Annotated in this window: 24 protein-coding genes; 13 read left to right on the top strand and 11 right to left on the bottom strand. The window is 61.8% G+C overall.

Translation table 11 applies throughout. The annotated features are described in order from the left end of the window. Positions 1-49: 49 nt before the first annotated feature. The gene (locus L1K66_RS07620; protein ID WP_407931984.1) at positions 50-1,237 is read right to left on the bottom strand and encodes a BaiN/RdsA family NAD(P)/FAD-dependent oxidoreductase; all 1,188 of its coding nucleotides are present in this window, start codon (positions 1,235-1,237) and stop codon (positions 50-52) included. Between the two features lie 53 nt (positions 1,238-1,290). Here L1K66_RS07620 and uvrC point away from each other — a divergent pair, with 53 nt between their 5' ends. After that, positions 1,291-3,234: an excinuclease ABC subunit UvrC gene (gene uvrC, locus L1K66_RS07625; protein ID WP_252260354.1), complete on the top strand. Its 1,944-nt coding sequence runs from the start codon at positions 1,291-1,293 to the stop codon at positions 3,232-3,234. A 9-nt stretch (positions 3,235-3,243) separates the two neighbouring features. Further along, the gene (locus L1K66_RS07630) at positions 3,244-4,068 is read left to right on the top strand and encodes a hypothetical protein (RefSeq protein WP_252260355.1); all 825 of its coding nucleotides are present in this window, start codon (positions 3,244-3,246) and stop codon (positions 4,066-4,068) included. 87 nt (positions 4,069-4,155) lie between these two features. On the opposite strand, the gene L1K66_RS07635 is transcribed toward L1K66_RS07630, so the two are convergent. Then, the gene (locus L1K66_RS07635) at positions 4,156-4,434 is read right to left on the bottom strand and encodes a hypothetical protein (RefSeq protein ID WP_252260356.1); all 279 of its coding nucleotides are present in this window, start codon (positions 4,432-4,434) and stop codon (positions 4,156-4,158) included. A 263-nt stretch (positions 4,435-4,697) separates the two neighbouring features. Between L1K66_RS07635 and L1K66_RS07640 the strand changes: the two genes are divergently transcribed. After that, on the top strand, positions 4,698-5,381 hold the full coding sequence (locus L1K66_RS07640; protein ID WP_252260357.1) for a DUF6445 family protein: 684 nt from the start codon (positions 4,698-4,700) through the stop codon (positions 5,379-5,381). 142 nt (positions 5,382-5,523) lie between these two features. Beyond that, the gene (locus L1K66_RS07645; RefSeq protein ID WP_252260358.1) at positions 5,524-6,828 is read left to right on the top strand and encodes an HD-GYP domain-containing protein; all 1,305 of its coding nucleotides are present in this window, start codon (positions 5,524-5,526) and stop codon (positions 6,826-6,828) included. Between the two features lie 29 nt (positions 6,829-6,857). Here L1K66_RS07645 and L1K66_RS07650 read toward each other — a convergent pair whose 3' ends face one another. Then, positions 6,858-7,469, bottom strand: coding sequence for a superoxide dismutase (locus L1K66_RS07650; RefSeq protein ID WP_252260359.1), 612 nt, complete (start codon positions 7,467-7,469; stop codon positions 6,858-6,860). A 237-nt stretch (positions 7,470-7,706) separates the two neighbouring features. Between L1K66_RS07650 and L1K66_RS07655 the strand changes: the two genes are divergently transcribed. Continuing rightward, entirely contained in the window at positions 7,707-8,009 is a 303-nt protein-coding gene (locus L1K66_RS07655) for a S24/S26 family peptidase (RefSeq protein WP_252260360.1), read from the top strand. 18 nt (positions 8,010-8,027) lie between these two features. On the opposite strand, the gene L1K66_RS07660 is transcribed toward L1K66_RS07655, so the two are convergent. Beyond that, the gene (locus tag L1K66_RS07660) at positions 8,028-9,539 is read right to left on the bottom strand and encodes a carotenoid oxygenase family protein (RefSeq protein ID WP_252260361.1); all 1,512 of its coding nucleotides are present in this window, start codon (positions 9,537-9,539) and stop codon (positions 8,028-8,030) included. 147 nt (positions 9,540-9,686) lie between these two features. Here L1K66_RS07660 and L1K66_RS07665 point away from each other — a divergent pair, with 147 nt between their 5' ends. Beyond that, positions 9,687-10,505 (top strand): universal stress protein, encoded by an 819-nt coding sequence (locus L1K66_RS07665; RefSeq protein WP_252260362.1) that lies wholly within the window; start codon positions 9,687-9,689, stop codon positions 10,503-10,505. On the opposite strand, the gene L1K66_RS07670 is transcribed toward L1K66_RS07665, so the two are convergent. Next, complete coding sequence (locus tag L1K66_RS07670) at positions 10,499-12,193, bottom strand: DUF885 family protein (protein ID WP_252260363.1); 1,695 nt, start codon at positions 12,191-12,193, stop codon at positions 10,499-10,501. The genes L1K66_RS07665 and L1K66_RS07670 overlap by 7 nt on opposite strands. A gap of 122 nt (positions 12,194-12,315) precedes the next feature. Here L1K66_RS07670 and L1K66_RS07675 point away from each other — a divergent pair, with 122 nt between their 5' ends. From L1K66_RS07675 to L1K66_RS07705, 7 genes are all read left to right on the top strand, one after another. Next, positions 12,316-13,743, top strand: a complete 1,428-nt coding sequence (locus L1K66_RS07675; RefSeq protein ID WP_252260364.1) for a PAN/Apple domain-containing protein — start codon at positions 12,316-12,318, stop codon at positions 13,741-13,743. A gap of 74 nt (positions 13,744-13,817) precedes the next feature. Further along, the gene (locus L1K66_RS07680; RefSeq protein ID WP_252260365.1) at positions 13,818-14,510 is read left to right on the top strand and encodes a hypothetical protein; all 693 of its coding nucleotides are present in this window, start codon (positions 13,818-13,820) and stop codon (positions 14,508-14,510) included. A gap of 251 nt (positions 14,511-14,761) precedes the next feature. Then, complete coding sequence (locus tag L1K66_RS07685) at positions 14,762-16,033, top strand: TadE/TadG family type IV pilus assembly protein (protein ID WP_252260366.1); 1,272 nt, start codon at positions 14,762-14,764, stop codon at positions 16,031-16,033. Beyond that, positions 16,030-16,491 carry a TadE/TadG family type IV pilus assembly protein gene (locus tag L1K66_RS07690; RefSeq protein WP_252260367.1) on the top strand — a complete coding sequence of 154 codons (462 nt, stop codon included), beginning with the start codon at positions 16,030-16,032 and terminating at the stop codon, positions 16,489-16,491. Before L1K66_RS07685 ends, L1K66_RS07690 begins: the two co-directional genes overlap by 4 nt. Beyond that, positions 16,488-16,943 (top strand): TadE/TadG family type IV pilus assembly protein, encoded by a 456-nt coding sequence (locus L1K66_RS07695; RefSeq protein WP_252260368.1) that lies wholly within the window; start codon positions 16,488-16,490, stop codon positions 16,941-16,943. Before L1K66_RS07690 ends, L1K66_RS07695 begins: the two co-directional genes overlap by 4 nt. Positions 16,944-17,089: 146 nt before the next feature. Next, positions 17,090-17,551, top strand: coding sequence for a MarR family winged helix-turn-helix transcriptional regulator (locus tag L1K66_RS07700; RefSeq protein ID WP_252260369.1), 462 nt, complete (start codon positions 17,090-17,092; stop codon positions 17,549-17,551). A gap of 13 nt (positions 17,552-17,564) precedes the next feature. Beyond that, positions 17,565-18,785 (top strand): cytochrome P450, encoded by a 1,221-nt coding sequence (locus L1K66_RS07705; protein WP_252260370.1) that lies wholly within the window; start codon positions 17,565-17,567, stop codon positions 18,783-18,785. A gap of 55 nt (positions 18,786-18,840) precedes the next feature. Here L1K66_RS07705 and L1K66_RS07710 read toward each other — a convergent pair whose 3' ends face one another. The 6 genes from L1K66_RS07710 to L1K66_RS07735 form a co-directional block, all read right to left on the bottom strand. Then, entirely contained in the window at positions 18,841-19,152 is a 312-nt protein-coding gene (locus L1K66_RS07710; protein WP_256471500.1) for a multicopper oxidase domain-containing protein, read from the bottom strand. A gap of 25 nt (positions 19,153-19,177) precedes the next feature. After that, a protein-coding gene (locus tag L1K66_RS07715) for an IS3 family transposase (protein ID WP_252258086.1) occupies positions 19,178-20,328 on the bottom strand; the annotation gives its coding sequence in 2 pieces (ribosomal slippage) (positions 19,178-20,076 and positions 20,076-20,328; 1,152 coding nt in all). Between the two features lie 46 nt (positions 20,329-20,374). After that, positions 20,375-21,898: a multicopper oxidase family protein gene (locus L1K66_RS07720; RefSeq protein ID WP_252260371.1), complete on the bottom strand. Its 1,524-nt coding sequence runs from the start codon at positions 21,896-21,898 to the stop codon at positions 20,375-20,377. Positions 21,899-22,508: 610 nt separating this feature from the next. Continuing rightward, positions 22,509-23,432 carry an acyl-CoA thioesterase gene (locus L1K66_RS07725; protein WP_252260372.1) on the bottom strand — a complete coding sequence of 308 codons (924 nt, stop codon included), beginning with the start codon at positions 23,430-23,432 and terminating at the stop codon, positions 22,509-22,511. A 40-nt stretch (positions 23,433-23,472) separates the two neighbouring features. Continuing rightward, positions 23,473-24,369, bottom strand: coding sequence for a cupin-like domain-containing protein (locus L1K66_RS07730; RefSeq protein WP_252260373.1), 897 nt, complete (start codon positions 24,367-24,369; stop codon positions 23,473-23,475). Then, on the bottom strand, positions 24,366-25,529 hold the full coding sequence (locus L1K66_RS07735; RefSeq protein ID WP_252260374.1) for a GNAT family N-acetyltransferase: 1,164 nt from the start codon (positions 25,527-25,529) through the stop codon (positions 24,366-24,368). Before L1K66_RS07735 ends, L1K66_RS07730 begins: the two co-directional genes overlap by 4 nt. Positions 25,530-25,699 lie beyond the last annotated feature (170 nt).

Genomic DNA, 25,699 nt, shown 5'->3' on the forward strand with positions numbered 1-25,699 from the left:
CTGACGCAAGCGTAAGTGTTGCGCTTGTCACAATTGCCGTGAAAGAAAATTATCCGGCGAGTGCTTCTCCGCAGGCGACACCGCTGGCCCATGCCCATTGGAAATTGTAGCCGCCCAGCCATCCCGTCACGTCCACCGCCTCGCCGATGGCATAAAGGCCCGGAACCTTCTTGGCCTCCATCGTGCGGCTGGAAAGCTCGTCGGTGGAAATGCCGCCGATGGTTACTTCGGCCTTGGCAAAGCCTTCGGTTCCGCTGGGGGTAAAGCGCCAGTCGGCAAGCTGCGCTGCGGCGGCGCGCAATTCCTTGTCAGCGACATTGCCCAGTTCGCGCTCAATCCCCAGCCTTTCAGCCAGCGCATCGGCCAGCCGATCGGGCAGATGTTCACGCAGCGCGCTGCGAACACTCGCGCGCGGGCGATCGCGTTTCAGGTCGAGCAGCCAGTCGGCATCGGCCTGTGGCAGGAATGTGATCGCGACTTCCTGACCGCGGCGCCAGTAAGAGGAAACCTGCAGGATCGCCGGGCCGGACAGCCCCTTGTGCGTGAACAGCGCCGCCTCGTCGAAACTCGCCTTGCCCGCGCGTGCGCGCACCGGGGCCGAAACGCCAGAAAGCTCGCGGAACAGCACGTCCTCTCCGCCAAGGGTCAGCGGGACAAGCGCAGGGCGCGGCTCCACCACTTTCAGCCCGAATTGCCGGGCAAGATCATAGGCAAAGCCGGTTGCGCCCATTTTCGGGATCGACGGGCCGCCGGTGGCGATGACCAATGCGGGGGCGGTGTAGCTTTCCCCGCTTGCCATGACGGCGAAATCATCCCCGTCCTTCACCACCGTGCTGACATCGGCGTCGCAGATAACCTCGACACTGTCCGGGCATTCGTCGAGCAGCATCTCAACGATCTGTTTCGCCGAGCCGTCGCAGAACAATTGGCCCAGCGTCTTTTCGTGCCAGGCGATGCCGTGCCGGTCGACCAGTTCGATGAAGTCCTTCGGGGTGTAGCGGGCGAGCGCACTCTTGGCGAAATGCGGGTTGACCGACAGGTAATTCGCAGGCCCGGCATCGACATTGGTGAAATTGCAGCGACCGCCGCCCGAAATCAGGATTTTCTTCCCCGGCTTTTCGGCCTTTTCCAGCACCGCGACTTTCAGCCCGTGCTGCCCTGCGCGCGCCGCACACATCAGGCCCGCCGCGCCCGCGCCAAGAATGATGACATCAAATTTCTTCACGCGACGGGCCATAGAACCGCCCACGCGCATTGCCAATCGCGCCGCATCGTCCCTATCTGTGCGCCATGTCGCGGACCGAAGCAGGCGCACCCCACGATCCCAGAGGAGCCGGGCGTTTCAACGAGGAACGCGCGGCCTATACGGTTGCCTCGGCCCAGCCCAATCTCGAAGCGGGGGTTGAGGCGATCCGCGAGGTGGTACGGACGCTAAAACCTGTTCCCGGTGTTTACCGCATGCTCGATGCGCGGGGCGATGTGCTGTATGTCGGCAAAGCCCGCAGTCTTAAGGCGCGGGTGGCCACTTACACCCAGATCGCGGGGCTGACGAACCGGCTGCAACGCATGGTGTCGCAATGCCGCGCGATGGAAATCGTCACCACCAATTCCGAGGCCGAGGCGCTGCTGCTCGAAGCGCAATTCATCAAGCGGTTTCGCCCGCCGTTCAACGTGCTGCTGCGCGATGACAAGAGCTTTCCCTTCATCTTGCTGCGCGCCGACCACGCCTTTCCCCGCATCCACAAACATCGCGGGGCGCGCCGGGCAAAGGGCAATTACTACGGCCCCTTTGCCAGCGCGGGCAGCGTCAACACCACGTTGAACGCGCTGCAAAAGCTGTTTCTGCTGCGAAGCTGCACCGACAGTTTTTTCAACAATCGCGACCGGCCCTGCCTGCTGTACCAGATCAAACGGTGTTCCGCTCCCTGCGTCGGGCGGATAAGCGAGACGGATTACGATGCGCTGGTGAGCCAAGCGAAGGATTTCCTCGCGGGGAAATCGGGCGCGGTTCAGGCCGATCTTGAAAAGCAGATGGCCGCCGCTGCCGAGGCGCTGGATTTCGAAACCGCCGCGATCCTGCGCGACCGGCTGCGCGCGGCGACATTCATCCAGGGCAGTCAGGCGATCAATGCGGCGGGGCTGGGCGATGCCGATGTCTTCGCACTGGCGGCCAAGGGCGGGCACATCGGGGTGCAGGCCTTCTTCATTCGCGGCGGGCAGAACTGGGGACACCGCGCCTTCTTCCCCAGCCACACCAAGGATGTGGACGAGGAACAGGTGCTCGCCGATGTGATGCTGCAATTCTACGAGGAAGTGCCGCCGCCACCCACCGTGCTGGTGGACCGCGAATTGCCCGAGCGCGAATTGATCGAGGCGGCGCTGGGTGAACTGGCCGGGCGGAAGGTGCAGGTATCGATCCCGCAGCGCGGCGACCGGCGGAAGCTGCTGGCGCAGGCCAGCCGCAATGCGGTGGAGGCGCTCGAGAGGCGGCTGGCGGAAACGGGGACCAAGGCGAAAATCCACCGCGAGCTGGCCGAATTCCTTGAACTGGGCGAAGTCCCGCAGCGGATCGAGGTTTACGACAACAGCCATATCCAGGGCGCAAAGGCGGTGGGTGCGATGGTGGTCGCCAGCCCCGAAGGTTTCGAGAAATCGCAATATCGCAAGTTCAACATCAAGACCGCGCAGACCAATGACGATTTCGCCATGATGCGCGAAGTGATGGAGCGGCGTTTCTCGCGCGCAATGGCGGAAGACCCCGACCGCGAAAAGGCGGGCGTATGGCCCGATCTGGTGCTGGTTGACGGGGGCAAGGGGCAGCTTTCCAGCGTGATGGAGGTGCTGGGCGAGCTCGGCATTGAGGATCTGCCCGTCATTGGCATCGCCAAGGGGCCGCATCACGGGCGCGAAGGACGCGAAGTGTTCCACTTCCCCGACGGGCGCGAAAAGACGCTGCCGACCAATTCCCCCGTGCTGTTCTACGCCCAGAACCTGCGCGACGAAGTGCACCGGTATGTCATTGGCGCGCACCGGGCGAAACGGTCAAAGGCGATCACCGCCAGCCCGCTCGATGAAATCCACGGTATCGGCCCGGCGCGAAAGCGCGCCCTGCTGCTGCATTTCGGCACCGCGAGCAAGGTGCGTGCCGCCGCGCTCGAAGACCTGAAACGCGCCCCAGGTGTCAGCGCCAAGGTCGCGCAGCAGGTTTACGATTTCTACCACGCTGGCGGCTAATATGGCGGCATGGACCAGTTCACTTTCGCCATGCTTTCAATGTTCGGAGCGCCATTCGCGCTGATCGGGCTGGTGCTGCTGGCGCATCGCCTGACCCCGAAATCGATCTGGTTCAGCACCCCGGTGCAGATTGTTGCCACGGCTGCGGTGCTTGGCGCCGTTGCCGTGCCTGTCGCGATTGCACAGATCGACAGTCAGGGCGACTATTTCGACGGTGAAGCCGCGCTTGTCAGCGAAGCTTTCGCACTTCCGGCCGGGGTCAAAGTCAGTCGCCAGCGCGATCGCACGCTGCGGCTGGGTGATTGCTGGCGCAATGCGGTGAACTGGCGATCCGAAGTGGAGTTTGCATCGCCGCAAGCGTTTGACCGCTGGTACGCCGCGCAAGGGTATCGCGAGCCGCTGGTGGACCAGATTGCGGGTTATTTCGGTGTCCCGCCCGAAAACATCAGCATTGCCGACGGCGCGCTTGACCTGCGGGATCGCGATCCGGGCTATCAACTGAGCGACGCGAACGGCTCCTATGTGCGCAACACCCGCATTCTCGAATTCTATGAGCCGTTTGTATGCGCCGCGATCGACCGTGACGCGTCGGGCAATCTTTCGCTGAGACGCTGCGATCCCTTGGCTGCGAAGGCCGACATCGGAAGCGAGGGCTGGGTGATCATCAATCCGAGCGCGAAGGAACGGAGGCTGGAAGGGCGCATCTATTACGCGCAGGGGCCGGCCCATTGCACCAATCCGCTGCGTCGCGCGGCGAACAAGGCGCTTGGCCTGCCGCATCCCGAAGGTGGGAAGCCGAACACCAATGTCGGCGGGAACATGCCGATCTGGTGATCGCAGCGGTTTACGGATGACGCAAAAAGGGGCCGGAGGTCGCGCGCCCCGGCCCCTTCTCGCCCCCAAATCTGCGGTGTTGGTGCCTTACCGCAGTATCTGGATGCACTGCCCTTGATTGCGGGCACCCACCGCATCGAGCAGGTCGAGGTCTTTCAGGAATTTGCAGATCGATTGGGCATCGACATCCTTGAAGATGTTGACGCAGGTGCCGACGCTGATGCCCAATTGTTCGGCGAGGCCGCTGTTGCAGGCTTGCGCTGCGGCGGAACTGCCGCCGGGTGCGGCCTGAACTGCGGTAGGAACGACAGCCATGCCCGAAACGGCCAAGGCCAATGGTGCTGCGTATGCCAGAAGCTTTTTCATGATTTCTCTCTCCCAATGGTTGCGGAGCGGCCTTTTGCGCTCTCTCATTGCGAGCCCGAATGACTGGAAAGATGACTCATGGTTTCCCTTACGTAAACCCTCCTGCGACCGGCTGATGCGCAAGCCCTTGAGAAGGCGGGGCTTGCGCGATTTCGGCCCGCCTGCGGGTTTGAAACATTCGCAATGCCCGCGATAATGAGATTTCGCGACTCGGACCCGCCGATCGCCAAGGCGCGGTACTGAACCGGCCAAAGGAGAGCCAAGTGATCAACCTTCCCGAAGCGCGGGTGACGGTGCAGGCCATCGGCCACGAGCGTGAACCGGTTGTCATCATCGACAACTTCACCGGCCAGCCCGAACGTCTGCGGGCAATGGGAGAGGGGGCGCATTATTATCCTGCCGGGGTCGATTATCCGGGTCGCCGCGCGCCGGCCGATCCGTCCTATCTCGATTTGCGCCGCGACCTGATGATGCAGGTGATGGCGCGGGTTTTCGGCCTCACGCGCGGGGTGCAGTGCGAAGTGGCTGCGTTCTCCATCGTCTCGCTCGCGCCGGGCCAGCTTTCGCCGCGCCAGCGGATACCGCATCACGACCACTCCGATGCGGGTCGGGTGGCGATCATGCATTATCTCGACGGGCCGGAAAGCGGCGGCACTGCCTTTTACCGTCATCGCCGCACCGGGTTTGAAGCGATCACGCCCGACCGCGAAGCCGCCTATGCCGCCGCGCTGGAGGAAGACGAGCGCGAATTCGGCCCTCCACCGGCCGGCTATCCGACGCAAAGCGAAAGGTTCGAACAGATCGGCGCGGTCGAAGCGCGGGTTGACCGGCTGGCGCTGTATCGCGGGCGGCAACTGCATTCCGGAATCATCCCCGATCCGCAGGCGCTGAGCGAGGACCCGGCCAAAGGGCGGCTCACGGTCAACATGTTCCTTTTCGGCAGCTGACGCGGACTCCATGGCTTCCATGGGGTTAATCGGGTTCTGCGTAATCGAAGTGAAGTCGCTGCTTGTGATTTCGCAATAGCGCAAGCTTATCCATTTACGCGTAAAAACCTGTTTTAAAACAGAATTGGGTCGCTGATACGCCATGCTCCGCAAGATTGAACGCTCTGAGCTCGCACTGGGGATGTTTATTGTCCAGTTCGGCGGATCGTGGTTCAATCACCCGTTCTGGCGGAGCCGCTTCCTGATCGAGTCCGGGAGCGACCTCGAGAAGGTCCGGCGATCGAGTGTTCCGTGGGTGATGATTGACGATGAACTGGGCGTAGCCATGCCTCAGCCGCCATCGGCAAGCGATGCGGGAGATCCGGAGCCCGACCAACACTCACGCATCGCTTCCAGCCGTCGGCGTCCCCCCGTCGTGCGTTCTGTCCGTCATGATCCGGCAATAGCCAACCGTCGCCGAGCAACCGCGCTTGTGTCGCGATCCAAGGACGCCATGCGGCGTGTCTATGACGATGTGCGGATGGGCTGGTCGGTCAATCGCGCCGGCGTGGACGGAGTGGTTGAAGAAATCGTCCACACCGTCGGCGAAGATGCGAAAACGCTGTTGAGCGTAACCCGGCTCAAGACCAAGGACGACTACACCTATCTTCACTCCGTGGCGGTATGCACCTTGATGATCTGCATTGCGCGCCATCGCGGTCTGGATGAAGCCACGGTGCGTGATCTGGGTCTTGCCGGATTGCTGCACGATATCGGCAAGATCGGCATTCCGGACCCGATCCTCAACAAGCCGGACCGCCTGACCGACCCCGAATTCGAGATCGTGCGCAACCATCCTGAGCACGGATTTCAATTGCTTGCCGCTTCGCCCGGAATTTCACCAACTGCGCTTGATGTCTGCCGGCATCACCATGAGAAGATCGATGGCACAGGTTACCCCTTTGGCCTATCCGGCGATCAGATCTCGCTTGCGGCGCGCATGGGCGCGGTGTGCGACGTGTTCGACGCGCTGACTTCGCAGCGGATATACAAACAGGCATGGTCCGCGCAGGCCGCCTTGACCAGGATGTGGCGGTGGCGAGGGCACTTCGACCGCGAAATGCTCGCCGATCTGATGCTGGTGCTGCATGTCTTTGCCGAGGGCTTGCTGGTCAAGCTGTCTGACGGACGGCTCGCGCTGACGCTTGCGCTTGCACAGGACGGGATCGGGCAAAGCGTGCCGCTTGTCGCGTTTCATTGCGGAACAAGGAACGCGCCGATCACTCCACGCCGATTGCGGATCAGAAGCGGCGATGCCGACTTGCGCGTGACAAGTGTGGAAGACCCATCAGACTGGGGTTTTGCCGATTGGGACAACATCAGGGCACAGATTCTGGCCGGGCAGACCCCGGTGATCTCGCAGTCAAAACAAACCCCGCTTCGCTTGGTGCGAAGCGGGGCTGATTGACGGGCTGTTGCCCTGTCCGGTGAAGCGGATCAGGCCGGGTAGGTCCAGGTCGTGCCGCGTGCGAGGTTTTCGGATGCGAAACCCCAGTTCAGCTTTCCGTCGACAACCGCGTCGAGATAGGCCGGGCGCTTGTTCTGGTGATCGAGGTAATAGGCGTGTTCCCACACGTCCACCGTCAGCAGCGGGTTGAAATCGCTGTCCGCCAGAGTGTCGCCATCGTGGGTTTCCTCGATCGACAGCTTGCCGTCCTTTTCAGCGAGCCACACCCAGCCGCTGGCGAAATGGCCGACGCCGCGTGCCTTGAGCTGTTCCTTGAGCGCGTCGACGGAGCCGAAAGCCTCCTCGATCTTGGCCTTGAGTTCATCCGAAGGCGCGGTTTCGCTGGCCGCCATCGAATGCCAGTAGAACGCGTGGTTCCAGCTTTGCGCGGCGTTGTTGAACAGGCCCTGATTCGTGCCGCGCGATGCCGCGACGATCGATTCCATCGAAGCGTCGGCGTGATCGGTGCCTTCGATCGCGGCGTTCATCTTGTCGATATAGGTCTGGTGGTGCTTGCCGTGGTGGAACGACAGCGTCTCTGCCGAAATCGCCGGAGCCAGCGCCGTGTCGGCATAGGGAAGGTCGATAAGTTTGAAAGCCATTGTGGGTCCCTCTCGTCTTTGGGTTGGGGTTTCGTAATCTCAACGCAGGGGGCACATAATGGTTGCATCAACGGATTGAAAGGCGGGGCAGCCACGCAAGCCGGCGCAATGCAGGTACCGGCAGTTGTGATTAAGCATTTTCAGAAAGTTGCGGCTAACCGCCCACCGTGGCATTAGCTGATATTGATAACAGGAAGCCCCGAAACAGCGGTCATTTGCAGGGGAAATGCCTTGGGCTTGCTGGGCTTCAGCCTGGTGTTGGTGAACGGCCGGACAATGGGCCGTGTTCTGCCGCATCGTTCGCTTGCGCTGTTCTACCGCAAGCGGAAAGTGTCGAAGGGCGATATCGTCCTCGTCAAACATCCTGAATTCGGAACCGTCATAAAAACCTGTGCGGCCGTGACGATCAACGGCCGCTATTCGCTGCGCGGTGCACGCCCGAATGCCGAGAATGAAGAACGGCTGGGTGCGGTGGAAGGTACCTACATTCGCGGCACCCTGATCGCGACGCTGTTCAAGGGCTGGACGCTCAAGGATTAGTGGGTCCTGACCCTAGGCTCAGGCGGCGAGCCTCGAACGCCTGAATTGCGCATCCGCCCGCAATTGCGAATGCTCCACCCAGGTCGAATGCACCCCGCTCGAAATCTTGTGCGGCAGGCGGGCGCGGCATATCGGCCCTTTCGTCACATCACTTGCGTCCAGGATGGCAAGCTCTGACGTGCCGGTGTTCTCGTCGATCAGGAAGGTGACGAGATAGCCGGAGTCTTCTCGCGCCACCGCTTCGCTGCCTGATGTGGGTTTGCGCGGCACCATCGGGCTTTCGCTGGCGTAAACGCCGTCGGGCAGGGTGTAGACCTGTTCCTCCCCCGTTTGCGTGTCGTGGCGGACATAGCCGTTGAACAGGAACCAGCCGGGCCGGGTGGTGGTGGACCAGATGTAGCGGCTCTTTTTCATCAGGTAATCGGGGTTGATCATCCCGAATTCGACAATCCTGTCCGACAGCCGTTCTTCGGTGCATTCGCCCGTCGCCAGATTGAACCGCCAGCGGTGCAGGCGGCACTGGAAACTGTGTTCGTCGACATAGGCCATCATGTGGCTGTACTGCCCCGCTTCCTCGATCGGATCGGGCATCGGTTTGTCCTGATAATACCCTTCGAGCACGACCTCGTCGCCGTCTTCATAGGCGTTGGTCCAGTGCAGGACATAGGTGGGTGAGGCTTCGAACCAGCGGATGTCCTGTGGCTGGCCGTGGCGCGGGATCAGCGCGAAACGGGTCGGCACCCCTTCGTGCAGGCGCGCGGCGTGGATGTTCCGCTCCAGCAGCGCCTCGTCCCAGAATAATGGCATGTCGTTGAGGATCGACCAGTTCTTGGTGATCGCCATGTCATGCGGCAGGCGCGGACCGGGCAGGGGAATGGGGACGTAATGGACCAGTTTACCCGCCCGATCGACCACGCCGTAATGCATGAAGGGCGCGTGCTTCGAATAGTTGAAGAACATCAGTTCGCCCGTTTCCTCATCCACCTTGGGATGGGCGGAAACCCCGTCGAGCGGCCCCCACGGCGCCTTACCTAGGTTTTCGAGCGTCACCGGATCGAGCATCCATGCCTCGCCGCATTGATACAGCGTGGCATAGGCGACCCCGGCGTGGACGATGATGTCGGTGCTGCCCGTGTCTTTCAGCCCGCCATGCGCGCCAAAGCCAGGGCGCAGGCTGGTCCCCGCAGGGTCCATCAACCCGCCCCACAGCGCCTGCCCGGCGATCTGTTCCGCCTCGAAACAATGCGTGCGGACAAAGCGGTTGCGATAGCTCGCCTTGCCTCCGCTGATGCTGACCTGATGCACCATCGCGTCACCGTCAAACGGGTGATGCCGGCCCAGCGGCTGATGCACCGGGTTTTCGGTGTTGCGCAGGTAGATGCCGTCGATATCCGCCGGGATTTCGCCTTCGATCACCTCCAGCTCGTCAACGTCCACCTCTTCGTGGCACGGGGTCCACGCGCCCGAGAGATAGGGGTGGTTCGAAGGTTGCAGGCTGGTCTTTACCGGCGGGTGGCGCGTGATCGTCATGTCTCTCTCCCTGCGGCGAAAGGTAGCGCAAGGCTCTGCCACGCGAAAGTTCGTAATGCAGGCGGGCTTGTCGGGAAAATTTGATCTCGATCAAGGACGCGGCGAATCATCCGCTGCATTCTCCAAGGCAACAAAGGGAGACATCCGATGAAATCGATCCTGCTTCATATCGACGGTGACAGCTGCATGGAGGCGCGGCTTCAGGCGGCGATGGACATTGCCCGTGCGACAGACGGCCACATCACCTGCCTGCAAGCCGTCAGCTTTGACGTGTTCGCGCCGGGCGATTTCTATGGCTCGGCGATGGCGGCGGCGATGCCGGTGATCAAACAGGCAGCCGAGGAACTGCGCGCCAAGATCGAGGCCGACCTCGCGAACGAGGATGTCTCGTGGGAATGGCGCTTCCTCTATGGCATGGCCGAACAACGCCTGCTCGAACAATCGGCGCTGCATGATGTCATCATTGTCGGCCCGCACGACATTGGCGAGGAGGGTGCCCGTGGCCCATCCGGCATGGCGGGTGAACTGGCGATCCGTGCGCCCGTGCCGGTGCTGGTCGTGCCCCAGCATGTGAAACGCCTCGACGTTTCCGCTCCGGTGCTGATCGCGTGGAACGGCTCTGCCGAAGCCTGCGTCGCGCTGCGCGCCGCAGTGCCGTTGCTGGCGTTGTCGTCCAAGGTGTATCTCGCCAGCGTGGCCGAGGAAGACGAGAAGAACCGTTTCGACTTCCCGCCGACCGAAGGCGCGAAATACCTCAGCCGCCACGGGATCGACTGCGAAGTCGTCGAAATCCCGCGCGGCAAGGCGAAGATCGCCGATACGCTCGCGTCAGCCGCGCAGATGCGCGATTGCGGGGTGATGGTGATGGGCGCCTATGGCCATTCGCGGCTGTCGGAAATGCTGTTGGGCGGCGTCACCCGCAAGATCCTGAGCGATCCGGATTTGCCGGTCTTCATGGCTCACTGATCGGCTGGCGGGATCGGCGGCGTGGTCCAGAACAACGCGACCTCGTCGTCGAGCCCGGTCATCTCGTATCGCACCAGCGCGATCGGCAGGCGACCGCTCGCCATGAACTGATCGTGGAAGTCCTTCAGCACGAAGTCGCTGCTCAGCTGGCTTGCCCGGTCTGCCAGTAACGCGTCCATCTGCAGTTTGCCGATGGTGTAGGCGACGCCATAGCCCGGCGGGCGACGCAGGTAGATTTCGGCATCGACGCGGGCGACGTCCTCGTCCAGCCATTCGGTCTTGGCGCGCATGAAATCGACCGCCTCACGCACGTTCCAGCGGTTGTGCTGCATGTAGACATCGGCGGGGACGCGCGCGGCGCGGAAAATGCCGAACAGCATCATGAATTCATCCGCGCGGGGTGAATGGACGGTGCCGCCTGCCAGCATCGTCGCTTCTTCGAGATAGGTCGCCCAGCCTTCGGCGCGTCCGCCATCGCTGTAGCTTCCCCGGATCGGGCGGGTGTCGCGCGCGGCCAGTACGGCGTTGAAACGGTGGCCGGGGATCACGGCATGAACATGATCGGGGATCGGGTCGCGGAACTGGATCTGCTCCCAGAAATTCGGCCCCGTGGGGCGCTCGATATAGGGCGTGTTGCTGCCCAGCTCGCCGACGAAATCGGGGATGGTGATGATTTCTTCGCGCACCAGCCAGTCGCGCACGATCCGGTCTGTCGCGGCGATCTTGGCGCGCTGTTCCTCCGTGCTTTGCGACAATTCGATCGGCGGCAGGTCTCGGTTGCGATGGCGCAGCAGGGCGAGCGCCGCCGTCATCCGCTCATGCTCACGCGTTGCCAGCGTCACCATTTCGCTGGCGCTGATCGGGATCATGCGGACATGGCGGATGAACCAGTCGTATCGCGCCGCGCCCACGCCTGCGGGCGCCGTCATTCCGGCCCGGTCGGCGCGCAGCCAGTCGCGGAATTCGACCAGCGCCGCACGCGCCGCCAGCACTTCCTCGACGATTTCAGGGCGCTGCGCCCGCGCGCGCTCCAGCAGATCGTCATACCAGCCGATGATCCCAGCCGGAGGCACCGCGCGATAGGGGTGGTAGTGGTTCACCCCGTCGCTGTTTTCGAGATTGTGCAGCGCCAGATCGGCGAAATCGCCCGCCACCTCGGTCAGATTGGCACGTGCGGCGGCCAGCATCGGCGGAACCGAACGCAGCCGCGCGCGCAGGGCGGTCACATCGTCGCCGTCCTCATCCACCTCGGTAAAGGCGACGCGCATCAGCGGATCGAGGTAAAAGCCCGGATCGCGTTTCCACGGGCGCAGCACTTCCAGATTGAAACGGTATCCGTTGAGGATCGATTTCACCGCGAGGAAATCGACCTGCGCCGCGCGCGGCCATGCGGCCACATCCATCGCCGCCAGCCGCGCTTCGAACGCGTCCAGCCCTGCGAGCTTTTCCGCCATCAGCGCATCGGCATAGACCTCACCCACGCGCGCACCGGAATCGAGCACCACGCCCGCAGTAAAGCCGGGGACCATATAGGCCTGCAATTCATCATGCAGGGCGATCAGATCGGCATATTCGGCGGGCATTCCGGTGTCTGAGGCTGCGGTTTGCGGCTGAGCGTGAGCTACGGGAACTGGTACGGCACCCGCCAGCAGCAGCGCGGTGATGGGCAGGGCAAGGAACAAACGCATAAGGGCCTCCGGTGGAACGCAGACAATGCGAAAGCGGGGGCGGACTGTCCAGCCGGTTGTCCCGGCATTTCAATTGTGGACCCTGATTGCACGCTGGCCTTGCGCGCGATTGATCGAGATCAATGTTCCTCGATCTGGAGCGCATATTTTCCTTTCATTGGAGGAGTTGGCGTTGCGCGTCCGGGTCGCGCACGGGAAGGCTGCAGCAATGCTGGCGAAGAGGGAGAAGGGCAATGCCTCGAATCATCGGTCAGAAGATCATCGTCATCATTAGCGGCGCAATCGCACTTGCAGGTCTGGTCGGCTACAATATCTCAGGCGTTTCAGCTCAGGGATTATCCGACTATCTGCATTTCCCGGGAACGAGCATTCCCGGACACAATATCACCTCGATCAGCGGGCAGACACCGTCATCCTGCGCAAGGGCCTGCGATGCCAATTCGCGCTGTATTTCTTTCGATATCGACCGTTCGGGAACATGCTATCTTCAGGATGCGGACCGTCGCAGCGCCGAAATCACCAATTCCGATACCTACGACTATTATGAGCGTCGGCGGGCCACGTCAGGTTCGGTTGCCGGCTATCAATGCTTTGATGGAAAAACCATTCCCGGGCGCAACATTCAGACCTTGTCAGGCCAGACCCGGGCAAGCTGTGCTGCGGCCTGCGACGGTAACAACCGGTGCAAGTCCTTCGATATCGATGCGCAGGGCAATTGCTGGTTGCAGGACGCAGACCGGTCGGATGTCGAACTCAGCAACAGCGGGACTTACGATTATTGCGAAAGACCCATGCAAGCAGGTACGTCCGTGCCAAAACAAGTGTCGGCGATCGGTGAGCAGGTAGCAGAGATCTGGAACTCTGCCGGCTGTGGCTATACCGATTCATCGCCGCTGCAGCTCGCTTCTCTGACAACCATCAACCGGCTCGACCTTTGGTACAATTGGGCGTCCGGCGAAAGCTCGACCGGATACGAAATTCTCGCTCCCGATGGCTCAGTGGTTCATCGTGGCACGCTGGAGCGAAAGAGCTGCGATCCCTATCAGCAATCCTGGTGCGTTGCGGGCGATACGCCGGGTGTCACGCTTCCAAGGGGTAACTACCGGGTCAAAGTGCCTCGCGAGCGCGTTTGCCAGAACAGCGCGAGCAATGGCCGCGGCTTTATCCAGGCTTGGGGTGACAGCGGCGGATCGAGCGTGTCGCGTCCTGCTGCGAACACGGCTTCAGGTGCGCCTGCAAGGTCGTCCGCACCCTCAGCTACGCCACGCATCCCGTCGCCAAGTCGATCATCGCCCGCACCAAGCGAGGCAACGCCCGCAGGCTTGAACGGATTTGTATGCGTGCTCGACGTATCAATTCCGGGGCGCAATATCCGTAGCCTGTCGGGTCAGACCTATCGTTCCTGCGCGATAGCCTGTCGCAATCAGGCAGGGTGCAAGTCGTTCGACATTGATCGCGGCGGAACCTGCTATCTGCAGGATGCCGACAGCGATGACGTGAAACCCGTCAGGAGCACGGATTACGATTTCTGCCAGCCGCTGTCGGGCTGATCTCGCTACGTCGCCAAGAGGTTTTGCATGGTTCTCGCTCGACAAGGGCCGGGGGTTGAACCACTGTCGCAGGGATGGAGCCCGCGTCTTACGATCAACCTGCAATCCGGCCCGCGCTGGCGTGGGTCACCGCGGCGCTGGCGGGGATAGTCGCGCCGGTAATCGCCTTGACGTTGCTGGGGCTGGAAGCCGCGCCCGGCTCGCTTGCCGGGGCTGGCGGGCCGATATTGGCGGTAGGCATAATGGGCGCAGGCATGATTTCCGCCGCCATCGCCGGTCGTTTCTGGCTCGGCATTGTTCTGGCATTGCTGGCGGGAGCCGCGCTGCTGATGCTGGCGGGCATCCTCGCAATGCCCGGAGCATCAGTTCCGCTTTCGATAGTACTGATCATGCTGGTCGCCAGTATCAGCTTTGCCGCGCGAGGCACGCTGTTCGCCCGCTCGGGGGCGGGCAGGGGGTGGTGGATCGCGGTGTTCGTGGTCGGCGGAGAGGCCGCGATGTTGCTGACGGCATGGGCGATGCCCGGTGCCTTGCCCGACTGGCTGCTGGTGCTGCTGCCCGCGCAATGGGCCAGCATGGCGGTGCAATCGGCGCTGGGCGGCAACGGCATTCTCGCTGCAAGTTCGGCCCTGATCGCGCTGGGCGGAACGGCGGTGGCGACGCTGCTGGTCTGGCGGCTGTGGCCGCGCCGTTGGCCCTATGCGATCATGTTCACTACCTGGATCGGCCTGTCCGCACTGGTGTGGCACTGGCCGGTAGCGGCGTAGGGTGATGGATCAAACGGGCGCTGAAGCCGGTACAGGATCAAGTTGAAGCCGCGCTATCGGCCGGGAACTGGATTGCCCATATGCGCCAAAAAGGCGTGTATTTACAGAGTTCTACAGATTCAAGACGCCTACCACGAACGTCCTGCCTTAAGAACGGCATATCCATTCGTCGGGTAGTCCGATTTTGCAATTGTTAAACATCAAAGCAGCCATTGCACCCTCGTGTCATTGCACCAAGGGAGCTGGCAAACATGAAAATCCGGTCTGTTGCCTCAAGCCTTGTCGATTGCAGTCGAGGCAATGCGCTCATCATCCTGTCTCTCGGCCTCCCGATCCTTATCGGCGGAGCCGGGTTCGCCACCGACACCGCGCAATGGTACATGTGGAGGCGCGAGTTGCAGCATGCGGTAGACCAAGCTGCCTATGCCGGCGCATGGGCGCGAAGCAATCCGCTGGCGGAAAGTGACTACCGCACAAGGGCTGAGCAGGAGTACGCCGCCAATATCTCCAAAGTCGCGGATTTCGACACTGCGCCAGTCATCGCACTGGCAGATTATGCCGGCGGCAATCAGAACAGCGTCCTCGTAACATCTACCGCAAGCAAACGTCTGCCCTTCAGCAGCCTGTTCATGAATGCCCCGGCTACCATTCGCGCGACCGCTCAAGCCAGCTTCAGCGAGGGGTTGAGTTACAATGCCTGCCTGATTGCCCTGCGGGATGAAGGCAACAGCCTCAAGATCGGAGGCAACGCAGAGGTGAAAGCACGGTGCGGTCTGGCGGCCCTTTCCTGTGATGACGATGCCATCATCATCGACGGGTCCGCCGACGTCGATACCGACAGCATTGCCGCATGTGGCCGAGTGTCCGTCGAAGACCCCGACTTGCAGGGCGTAATTGTCGAAAATGTTGCCGGTCTGAAAGACATCTACGCCGATCTTGAACCGCCAACGAACGATACGCCGCGCAGTTACAATTGCACGGGCAGGGGACGCAACAAGCAGGCCTCGTTGCAGCCTGGCACGTACAGCAGTCTCGTCACTGCCTGTGACACAGTTCTCGCATCGGGCATCTATGTGATCGATGGCGGCGAGCTTGACCTGACGCACAATTCCGAAGTGGTCGGCAATGGTGTGATGTTCGTGCTCAAGAATGGTGCGAGAATGAAGCTCGGAGGCAGCGGTTCCAGCAACGAGATCAATCTCACCCCGCCTACGGCAGCAGATCTGCTTGGCTATCCCAATGCCGATGAACTGGCGGGCATTCTGGTGTTCGAGCACCGCGACAACAACCCAAGCGGAGACCATATTCTGAATGGCAATTCCGACTCCCTGATCGAAGGGCTGATCTATTTGCCGGACGGGAACCTGCGCATCAACGGCACGGCGGACGTGGCCGCCCAGTGCCTGCAAATCTCGGCCTACAGCATCGACATCAGGGGTGGCGCCGAGCTGGAAACGCTTTGCCCGCTCAACGAGACCACGGAAGTCGGATCGTCGATAGCCGATGTCAGGTTGGTGGCATGAGGAAGACGAGCCGCTATCTGGCTAGCCTTGTTGCCGATGGATCGGGCACCATGGTGGTGGAGTTTGCTCTGGTCGCTCCGGTCATGGCCTTGCTGTTGATCGGAACCGTAGAGGTCGGCTTCATTGTGGCCCGCCAGCATGAACTGCAATCGGCGGCAAGCGAGGTCGAGGCGATCGTGATGGCCACCAATCAAGGGGCGGAAACCGATCCGGATGAACTTGAAGAGATCCTGATGGAGTCGGTCAATCTCACGGGTGAGGACGTATCGATAGTAAGGAAATACCGTTGCGGAATTTCGAGTGAACTGGTGAACAGCTCCTCCAGCTGTTTCGAGGGTGACGTCGTATCGAGCTATCTCGAGATCGCGATCAGCGACACCCGCCTGCCTATTTGGAGCACATTCGGGATAGGCCAGGAAATCCGATACTCGGTCGAACGGACGGTGCAGATTTCATGATGGCGGAACGTCCCCGGCTTTTCAGACCGCTCGTGCAGACTGTGCTGCACAATAGTCGCGCTGTAGCTGCGGTGGAGTTCGCTCTGCTGGCACCACTGTTTTTCGCGCTGTTGTTTGGTGTCCTGCAAGTTGGCATCTACCTTCAGAACTACAATGCCGTGCAGTCTGTCGTGGCAGATGGTGTCCGGATCGTGATGATCGAATATCAGAAGGACAACGAACTGTCCGATGAGCAGATCAGATCCGTCATTCTCGCTCGGGCAGTGAATGCCCCTTACCTGCTCGACACTGACCGACTGATCGTGAATGTCGATCGTTCAGGGGGTAGCAGAATTAGCGGAGCCGCCGAGATCGACATCGAAATCCGCTACACGCTTTCAGACATCGTTCCGGGCTACGAATTGCCGGGCTCGACTGTCACCCATGAACGCTCGATTTTCGTGGCGAGCTAGCTTTTCTTGTCTGACCCGTGCCGCAGGGCAGGGGCGCGACGGGTGGGGAAAAGGCTCCGTCGAGTTCAAATAGATCGGGGCGGCCCCATCACTTGCCAATATTGTAAGGTATTTGACAATATGGAAACAGATTATATGTTTCCGGTATGAAACTTGTCTCATCCACTCCGGGCGATTCGCCAATCCTCACCCCGCTCGACACGCTGACATTCCGGCTGGAGGACCTGCCGCGCCAGCTGCGCCGGATCATCGACGATGCGCTGCAGGATCAGGGGCTAAGCCGCACCCAATGGCGCCTGCTCGCCTATGTCCTGCGTCAGGAAGGGCTGACCCAGACCGAACTCGCCCGGCATCTCGAAATCGAACGCGCCAGTGTCGGCGTGGCCATCGATGCGTTGCAGGCGCGCGGGCTGATCGAACGCAGCCAGCACCCGAGCGACCGGCGCGTCTGGCGCATCCTGCCGACCGCGGCTGCGAAGGCCATGCTCGGCAGCCTGCGCGAGATGATCGACGAAATCTACGCCGAACTGTTCGCCGGTTTCGACGAAAGCGAACTCGCACAGCTTGGCAATTTTTTTGAGCGCATGGCGCGCAACATCAAAGCTTAAAGGACTGCACCCGATGACGCTTGACCTCGCCGTCCGCCCCGACACGCTCGATCCCAGCATTCCGGAACGCTTTGCCGATGGCAGCGCCCATGCGATGTTCACCCGGCTGCGGCATGAGGCCCCGATCCACTGGTGCGCGGACGGTGCCTTCGGTCCTTTCTGGTCGGTCAGCCTGTATGACGACATCGTCGCGATCGAAGCGCAGCCTGCCCTGTTTTCTTCGGAGGCAAAGCATGGCGGGGTGTCGATCATCGACGTGAACCCTGCCGAAGCGGCCTATCTTGAATCCTTCATCATGATGGACCCGCCGCACCACGCGCAAAAGCGTCGCACCATCGCGCCGGCCTTTACCCCTTCAGAAATGACACGGCTTTCGGATTCGATCCGGGCGCGCACCGCCGCTTGTCTCGATGCACTGCCGCGCGGCGGAGGGTTCGACTGGACGGCGCGCGTCTCCATCCCGTTGACGATCGACATGCTGGCCATCCTGTTCGATTTCCCGTGGGAGGAAAGGGACCGTTTGCGCGTCTGGTCCGATGCGATCACCTCGCTCGACATGATCGCCAAACGTCCGCAGGAACGCGCGGCCTTGCTGTTCGAAATGGCCGGGCGCTTCCACCAGCTGTGGCAGGAACGGCTCGCCGCGCCGCCTGCGCCCGATCTGCTTTCGATGATGATCCATTCGGACAGCTTCGGCGAGATGGATGCCGCCGAATTCATGGGCAACATGGCGACGCTGATCGTGGGAGGTAACGACACCACCCGCAATTCCATGTCGGCATTGGCCGATGCCTTTACCCGCTGGCCCGAACAATGGGAGCGCCTGCGCGCCGACCCTTCGTTGATCGCCAATGCCGCCAGCGAGGTGATCCGCTGGCACAGTCCCGCGCTGCACATGCGCCGCACCGCGCTGGAGGATACCGAATTCCGGGGCCACCACATTCGCAAGGGCGACAAGATCGTGCTGTGGTACGTCTCTGCCAATCGGGAGGAGCGGCTGTTTCCGGATGGCGAGCTGTTTCTGGTCGACCGGCCCAATGCGCGGCGGCATCTGTCCTTCGGCTACGGCATTCACCGCTGTGTCGGTGCGCGTCTTGCCGAACTGCAATTGCAGATATTGATCGAGGAAATGCTCCGCCGCGATCTGAAGCTGGTCGCCGATGGCGCTCCCGACCGGACCGCTCACCCGTTCCTCGCGATCATCAATTCGATGCCGGTCCGGATCGGTTCATAGCCGCAGCGATGCAGGCGCCAGCGATCGGGCCAGCGCCTGCTCTCGTCATCGCGGGTTAGTGATGTGTCATTCCCGCGGCCCGATCGCCCCGTGTTTGTATCCTGATATTCTGCATCATGCCTTCATCGCCATGCGAGGCGAAATGGCAATGCATCACAAAGTCGCCGACATAGCGGCGATAGCGGGTGCGTATGACGATCCGGTAATTGCGCTTCACGTACACCGTGTCACGCCAGCCTCCCAGCATGTCCGCATAGTCTGGATCGTAGGCCTCTGTCCCTTCGATGGTTACATCACGCCCCTCGTCATCGAAGATACCGACAACCTGAAACGGATTGACGTGAATGTGGAAGGGGTGAGACCCTATGACGTGCTCCCCTGATTGTTACCAGTCAGAGGTAGAGTCTGGCTCCTTCATGATGGTTGTTTGATGGGATGGCAACGTGTCTGGGGGCATGCCCCCAGACACGTTGGCCGGCGATCTCGGCGGGGGTCTTCCCGCCCAGTTTCGAGTGTGGCCTGACCGTGTTGTAATCGTGTCGCCAGGCGGCCAGCACGAACCGGGCATGGGCCAGCGAGGTGAACAGCGTCTCGTTGAGGCATTCGTCGCGCAGGCGGCCATTGAAGCTCTCCACGAAGCCGTTCTGCATTGGCTTTCCCGGTGCGATGTAGTGCCACTCGACCCTGCGCTCCTGCGACCAGCGCAGGATGGCCGACGAGGTCAGTTCGGTGCCATTGTCGCTGACCACCGTATGCGGCTTTCCCCGGATGCCGATAAGGCTGGTCAGTTCCCGCGCTACCCGAGCACCCGACAGCGACGTATCGGCCACCAGCGCCAGGCACTCGCGCGTGTAGTCATCGACCACGCACAGGATACGGAAGCGCCGACCGCAGATCAGGCTGTCGGAGACGAAGTCGAGCGACCAACGCTGGTTCGGGCCGTCCGGCAGCACCATCGGCCTGCGCGTGCCCAAGGCCCTTTTCCGGCCGCCACGGCGACGCACGCGCAGCCCCTCCTCCCGGTAGATGCGCAGCAGCTTCTTGTGGTTGGGCCTGATGCCTTCCCGCGCCAGAAGGTAGCCCAGGCGGCGATAGCCGAACCGGCGGCGTTCCGCCGCCAGCTCGCGCAGCCGTTGCCGCAGCGCCCCGTCATCTGGCCTTGTAGGCTCGTAACGGATTACCCTGCGGCTCACACCAACCAGTGCACACGCCCGACGCTCGCTCACCCCGTGATGCTCCCGGGCATAGGCGACGGCTTCCCGCTTGGCGCCGGGCGTTACCATTTTTTTGATGCCAGATCCTTCAGCACCGCGTTGTCCAACATCGCCTCGGCCAGCAGCTTCTTCAGCCGCGAGTTCTCCTCCTCGAGCGATCGCAGCCGCCGGGCCTCGGACACCTCGAGCCCGCCGAACTTAGACTTCCACTTGTAGAACGTCGCCGAGCTGATCCCGTGGCGGCGGCAGACCTCAGTCGTCGCCATGCCCGCTTCCTGCTCCTTCAAGATCGCAATGATCTGCTCTTCGTTGAACCTGCTTCGCTTCATATCGTCCGACTCCTTGCGTCAGACTCTACCAAAAAGCGGTCACATTTCAGGGGAGCACGTCACCTACATTCGACGTGATCTCCCATTCCTCCACATCGCCCAGGGTCAACGTCCTGTCGACACGCGCATGTTCGTAGGGAACGCCGTCGATGCTCAGGACCGCTGAGCCATCATCATTGTCGACAATGCTGAAGGTGACGTGCTGCCGGCCGGTAATCTCATCATCAAGCACGGGTTTACGCCAAGCAAAGGAATAGAGCGAAAAGTCATCCTTCAGATCAGCGACAACCTTGCTGCGGACCTCAGGATCATCAATCTTCAGTTCGGCAGCCTTGATCAGCGTCTCCGCAAGCAATTCCGTGACATTCCCTGCCGGAGCAGTCTCTCCGGAAACCTCGAATATGGCGAGAATGCGTTCCTGATTAGGTATTCTGCCCCAGACGGCGTTGTTGATGACGCAATAGGAGCCTGGCTCTTCAAAATAGGCCAAGGCATCGAACCGCGAGCCGGCGGTCAGCCTTGAGCTTTCGACCTTCCTCATCGAATAACGCGTCAATCCGTCGTCGGCAAAATGGAACTGTTCAATCGGATCACCCGTGCAATATTCGGCAATCCACTTGTTCTGGTCGCGCCCGGCGACATCTCTAAGATCCGGGGCGCCTTCGGCCAGCTTGCGGATGCTCATGTCAACCGAGCGGCGAAGCCCTGCATGGATCATCCGAAGGCGATGAAACCGGCCCGTATCGATGCCCGTAATCGTGGGTTGGACCTTGCCATTGACCCCGGTCAGCCGACCCGATGTCATCTCAGGAAACGGATTGAAAAGCCTGAAGCTTTCTACTGTGCCGACTTCACCGTCTTCGCATTCCCAAGGTGGAAGATCCCAAGGGGCAATATCAGGGTTTGGACGCCTTCTGGCTTCGCCCTCCTCAAAGCAGCCGTACTGAATTTGGGAGAACACCATGATCTGTTCGCCAAAGGCGTTCCCTTCGCCGTCGTTGAACAGAATATCGATGTCGCCCGGTGAAGTTGGCGTCGGAACCCGGTCGCCATCTATGATGAGCGCGCCAGCCATGCCGGACCCAAGCTGAATGCTCGTCGCGCCGTGCATGTGCGGGTGGTACCAGAACGTCCCCGAAGGATGGTCAGGCGGAATGACGAATTCATATTCGAACCGCTCGCCCGGATCGATTGACAGCATCACATTATCGCTGTTCCCGCTGGGCGAAATCCAAAGTCCGTGCGTATGGATGTTGGTGGAATTATAGCATCGGTTCTGGGCAATCTGCTCCGCCGAGCAGGGGTCAAGATTGTTGTCGACCGTCAAGCTGAGAACCTGCCCCGGGTTCACCCGCATCACCGGCGCGACCAGCCCGTCTCCACCTTCTCCCTGAAATGCGCGCAGCTCGACGGCATCCATTTTCTGGGTCCACGGATTGTAGACCTCATCGCTGATCCGCTCGACCGACAATTCATAATGTGGTGAATTTGATTGTGCCTCAGCACCTGCCGACAACGCTAACGCCGCCACAACAGAACACGCGGCAAAAGCCGCCAACTTGTTTTTCATTTGGATCGCCCCCCAGCAATTCCATGCGACCCGTTTGACAGGTTAGCGACTGGGACCGGCTTTGTCTCGCAATAGCGGGCTTGAGCAGGGTGTGTTTCAACCCTTTGCCGACACCGCCATGAATTCAATGAGAGAATTTTTGCCGACAGATTGGTGGTTTTGGTGGGCGCATGGCGATCGCGCCTGCAAGGTGCCGAAATTCTGGCCGCCTGCCGCAGATTTTCCTACATCGCGCCGCCCCGGTATTACCCGCGCCCGCTCTTTGCCATTGTCAGTCCCGCACACCCTTCGAACAGGGTGACACTTGCCCCCGTGCAAAGGTGACACTTTGGCGCGTGAAAGAGTGACGCTTTTCCCCGTTCGGGTGACACTCTGCGCGGAAAAGGTGACACTCTTGCGCCAAGGGTGACACTTTGCCCGCCAATGGTGACAGAACTTGGGTTTTATCCCTTGGACCGTGTTCCACCTGTTCCACCCTGTTGGGAATCGCTGGAACGGCCCGCAGGGCCGCAAGGGCGACCGCCCGCGCGCAGCGGGCGCAGCTCTGCTGCGCGTCTAGCGAGGACGCACCCGCGGATGCGGGTGCGCCAAACAGGAGTCCTTGTCTGCGCTACCGCTTCGCTGCTTGAGCGCGGCGTCTCATCATCCCCTCTTGCGCGACGCTCGCCACCAGTTCGCCCGCACGATTGAAGATGCGGCCCCGGTTGAAGCCGCGTCCACCGCCGCTCCACGGCGCGTCGGTGGCGTAGAGCAGCCACTCGTCGGCGCGCGCTTCGCGGTGGAACCAGATCGCATGGTCAAGGCTCGCGCCCACCAGTTCGCCCCGCATCCAGCTCAGGCCATGCGGCAGCGCGCTCGTCCCCAGCAGCGTGAAGTCGCTGGCATAGGTGATGACGGCGCGGTGCAGGTTCGGATCGTCGGGCAGCGGCGCGGCGGTGCGAAACCATGTGTGCGCTCGCGGCTCGCGCGGTTCGCTGTTCATCCAGTGCAGCCGGTCAATAGTGCGCATCTCGATCGGGCGAGGGCGCAGCATCAGCGCGCGCTGCGCCTCCGACAGCTTGTCCCCGATCTTGTCGGCCATGGCGCGGCGCATCTCCATGTCGGACTTCAGCTCCTCGGGCGGCTGGACATCGGGCATGGGCGAATCGTCATGCTCAAGGCCATCCTCCGGGGTCTGGAAGCTGGCGGTGAGGTTGAGGATCGGGCTGGAGGTGCCGTCCTCGTTCTCCTGGGAGGCGACCACCCGGCGGTTTGCGAAGCTGCGCCCGTCGAAATCGCGCTCGATCCGGTATTCGATGGGCGCTCCCTCGCGCCCGCCACGAAGGAAATAGGCGTGGAGCGAATGCGCGCTCTTGCCGTCGGCAACGCTAGCCTGCGCCGCCTGCAACGCTTGCGCGAGAACCTGTCCGCCGAACACGCGGCCCACGCCGCCCTTCTGTGGACGTCCGGCGTAAATGTCGGAAGCGCGCTTCTCGACCGTGAGGAGCTTCACAAGCCCGTCGACGAGCCGCTGGTTATCGGGTGTGTCATCCATGCATTGCGCAATGCGCAGCGGCGCGCGACCCGTCAACTGGCTATCGGGTGAGGCCCAGCTTGCGCAGAGCACGGAAGGCATAGGCCTTGGGTGCGTTGCCGTTCGGCCAGCGGCCCGGAGCGCGCGGCGAGAAGCCGCGCTGGCGCAGCAGGTGGTTGAGTCCGCGAGCGTCGCTTTCGGCATAGCTCCACTCGCTGCGCCATGTTATCGACAGCGAGACAGAGCTGGCCGGGCCGTTCTGCACGAAATGCGGCGCCATCACCGGCACGAACACCGCATCGCCAGGGCCGAGCGCAAAGGCGCGGGCTTCGTCCATGAAGCTATCGTCCCACTTGAGCTCGCGCGGGCCGCCCGAATGGTAGCTTTCGTGCACCTCGTCCGGGGCGAAACGGGCATCACCCGCCGGGAACTGGGTCATCACCTTGCTGCCCCTGATCTGGAGCAGGATGTTGTGCTCCGGATCGAAGTGATAGGGCGTGACCGCGTTCGGGCTGGAGATGAAGATGAAGCCCTGCGGGGTCAGCATCGCGCCGGTCTTGGCTTCGATCTCGTCGCGCAGCTCGCCCAGCAGCTCCATCAGCAGTGCCTCGTAGGCAGGGACCTGCTCGATGTTCTTGAGCGCGGCCCAGCTGTTCGCTTCACCCACCTGCCGGATCGTCTCCCCGATCGACATGCCGGTCGCGCCGGGCTTGTCGTCGATGCCGATCGGCAGGTCGCCGCGGTTGAACTCGATGCTTGCCTCGGGCAAGCTTTCGGCCAGTTGCGCCAGCGCCTCGAGGTCGAGCAGCGGGTGGCGGTCCAGCGCGTGGCGCAGCTTGTGCGGCACTTCGGGATAGCTCTGGGCGAACTCCATCCGCGCTGTTGCGTCGAAGATATCGGTGACAAGCGCGTGGTGGCGCTGGTCGGTGGTGGGCCAATGTTTGCTAGGAGCGTTCATGCTTGGGTTCGTCCTCTGGTCTCGTATGCCATGAGTGTTCGGAAAGCGGCCCGGCGCAGTGGCCCGCCAATTGCGATGTTGCGGCTGACGAGCCGCCGTTTCTCGCGCCAGATGCGCTCGATCATGGAATGCCCCTCGACCGCGCAGCTATCCGCCCACTCGATGCCGGGGCGGGTGAGCAGGTCGAGGTTCTCAAGCTGCAACAGCAGGCCGGGGGAAAAGCGGGCATAGGCTTCGTTGAACGTCGTCTTGAAGCTGTATGCTCCGGGTGGCGCCAAGAAGGTGGCGAGCATGGCAATTGCCTTGCCATTGAGCTTTAGCGAGAGCCGCTCCAACCGGCCTGCACGTGCAGCTTCCACAAGGGTTTCGGTGAAGAAGCGCTGCGTTGCAGGCGCGTTGGCCAATGCCGAGCCTGCCTCGCCCTTCCATCCGGCGGCCTCGATGCGGAGGAAATCGGCGATCCATTGCTCGATCCCGTCGAGGCCGTTCTCGCGCTCGAATGACAGCGATCCCTCGTCTTCAAGTCGCTTGCGCTGGCGGCGCAGCTCCTTGCGCTTCTTGGCGCTCATGGAGGCGTTCAGATAGGTTTCGGCCTCGCAATCGCCAGCGAGCATGGCCCGTTCGAGCGTTTCGACCGTGAAAGCCGGACGACGGGTGTCGCACAGCACATGGTCCAGCGCGGCATGCACCGGCCCCTCCGCCGGCAAATGCGGCAGGTGCAGAAATGCCGCCTTGCGCGAGTGCCGGTCGAAATGGTCGAGAAGGGCACCCCAGAATGCCCGTTCAAACCCGCGAGCGACCAGCGGGGCGCCGCAAAAGGCGTTGGCATGCAGCCACACGCTGGCATGCGGGAGGGGGTATCCGTAGTAGTTCCAGACCCGCGAGACAGGGAGCAAGCCGAGCAGTTCGCCATCAATCCGAAGTGTCTTGATGTTCACTTGCGAGCCCGGACCCAGATGCTTGAGCGAGGGCAGCAGAAACCAGCGTTCGAAGAACGGGTTGGGTTCGCTCGCTCGCGCCGCAAGGGCATCCCATTCGCGCGCGAACTGCGGGTCTGCGGCGTCCGCAGCGGATACAATGCGCACTTCCACACCGGCCGCCAAACCTGCTCGAACAGCGGCATCCCGTTGCATGATTGTGAGATCTGGCGAGCTCGCCATATCCATCGTCTTGTCCCGTCAGGCCGCCGGGCTGGCGACCACTGGAGCGCATATCGCATATCACTGTTAATAAAGCGCTTGCATCGCCGTAGCTGTCCGATCGCGGCACAAGGCATGAGGCAAAAGAAAACCCCGCCCGGAATGAACCGGACGGGGTTTCCGTTAGCCGT

Source organism: Erythrobacter aurantius (assembly GCF_023823125.1).
In the GTDB taxonomy this organism is placed as follows: domain Bacteria; phylum Pseudomonadota; class Alphaproteobacteria; order Sphingomonadales; family Sphingomonadaceae; genus Erythrobacter; species Erythrobacter aurantius.

What these genes read in the sequence shown, in the direction of transcription:
- L1K66_RS07735 (WP_252260374.1), bottom strand. Translation starts at nt 25,529, where the DNA reads ATGGCGAGCTCGCCAGATCTCACAATCATGCAACGGGATGCCGCTGTT.
- uvrC (WP_252260354.1), top strand. Translation starts at nt 1,291, where the DNA reads ATGTCGCGGACCGAAGCAGGCGCACCCCACGATCCCAGAGGAGCCGGG.
- L1K66_RS07705 (WP_252260370.1), top strand. Translation starts at nt 17,565, where the DNA reads ATGACGCTTGACCTCGCCGTCCGCCCCGACACGCTCGATCCCAGCATT.
- L1K66_RS07695 (WP_252260368.1), top strand. Translation starts at nt 16,488, where the DNA reads ATGATGGCGGAACGTCCCCGGCTTTTCAGACCGCTCGTGCAGACTGTG.
- L1K66_RS07675 (WP_252260364.1), top strand. Translation starts at nt 12,316, where the DNA reads ATGTTCCTCGATCTGGAGCGCATATTTTCCTTTCATTGGAGGAGTTGG.
- L1K66_RS07645 (WP_252260358.1), top strand. Translation starts at nt 5,524, where the DNA reads ATGCTCCGCAAGATTGAACGCTCTGAGCTCGCACTGGGGATGTTTATT.
- L1K66_RS07665 (WP_252260362.1), top strand. Translation starts at nt 9,687, where the DNA reads ATGAAATCGATCCTGCTTCATATCGACGGTGACAGCTGCATGGAGGCG.
- L1K66_RS07690 (WP_252260367.1), top strand. Translation starts at nt 16,030, where the DNA reads ATGAGGAAGACGAGCCGCTATCTGGCTAGCCTTGTTGCCGATGGATCG.
- L1K66_RS07630 (WP_252260355.1), top strand. Translation starts at nt 3,244, where the DNA reads ATGGACCAGTTCACTTTCGCCATGCTTTCAATGTTCGGAGCGCCATTC.
- L1K66_RS07725 (WP_252260372.1), bottom strand. Translation starts at nt 23,432, where the DNA reads ATGGATGACACACCCGATAACCAGCGGCTCGTCGACGGGCTTGTGAAG.
- L1K66_RS07730 (WP_252260373.1), bottom strand. Translation starts at nt 24,369, where the DNA reads ATGAACGCTCCTAGCAAACATTGGCCCACCACCGACCAGCGCCACCAC.
- L1K66_RS07635 (WP_252260356.1), bottom strand. Translation starts at nt 4,434, where the DNA reads ATGAAAAAGCTTCTGGCATACGCAGCACCATTGGCCTTGGCCGTTTCG.
- L1K66_RS07685 (WP_252260366.1), top strand. Translation starts at nt 14,762, where the DNA reads ATGAAAATCCGGTCTGTTGCCTCAAGCCTTGTCGATTGCAGTCGAGGC.
- L1K66_RS07670 (WP_252260363.1), bottom strand. Translation starts at nt 12,193, where the DNA reads ATGCGTTTGTTCCTTGCCCTGCCCATCACCGCGCTGCTGCTGGCGGGT.
- L1K66_RS07700 (WP_252260369.1), top strand. Translation starts at nt 17,090, where the DNA reads ATGAAACTTGTCTCATCCACTCCGGGCGATTCGCCAATCCTCACCCCG.
- L1K66_RS07650 (WP_252260359.1), bottom strand. Translation starts at nt 7,469, where the DNA reads ATGGCTTTCAAACTTATCGACCTTCCCTATGCCGACACGGCGCTGGCT.
- L1K66_RS07680 (WP_252260365.1), top strand. Translation starts at nt 13,818, where the DNA reads ATGGAGCCCGCGTCTTACGATCAACCTGCAATCCGGCCCGCGCTGGCG.
- L1K66_RS07620 (WP_407931984.1), bottom strand. Translation starts at nt 1,237, where the DNA reads ATGGCCCGTCGCGTGAAGAAATTTGATGTCATCATTCTTGGCGCGGGC.
- L1K66_RS07660 (WP_252260361.1), bottom strand. Translation starts at nt 9,539, where the DNA reads ATGACGATCACGCGCCACCCGCCGGTAAAGACCAGCCTGCAACCTTCG.
- L1K66_RS07720 (WP_252260371.1), bottom strand. Translation starts at nt 21,898, where the DNA reads ATGAAAAACAAGTTGGCGGCTTTTGCCGCGTGTTCTGTTGTGGCGGCG.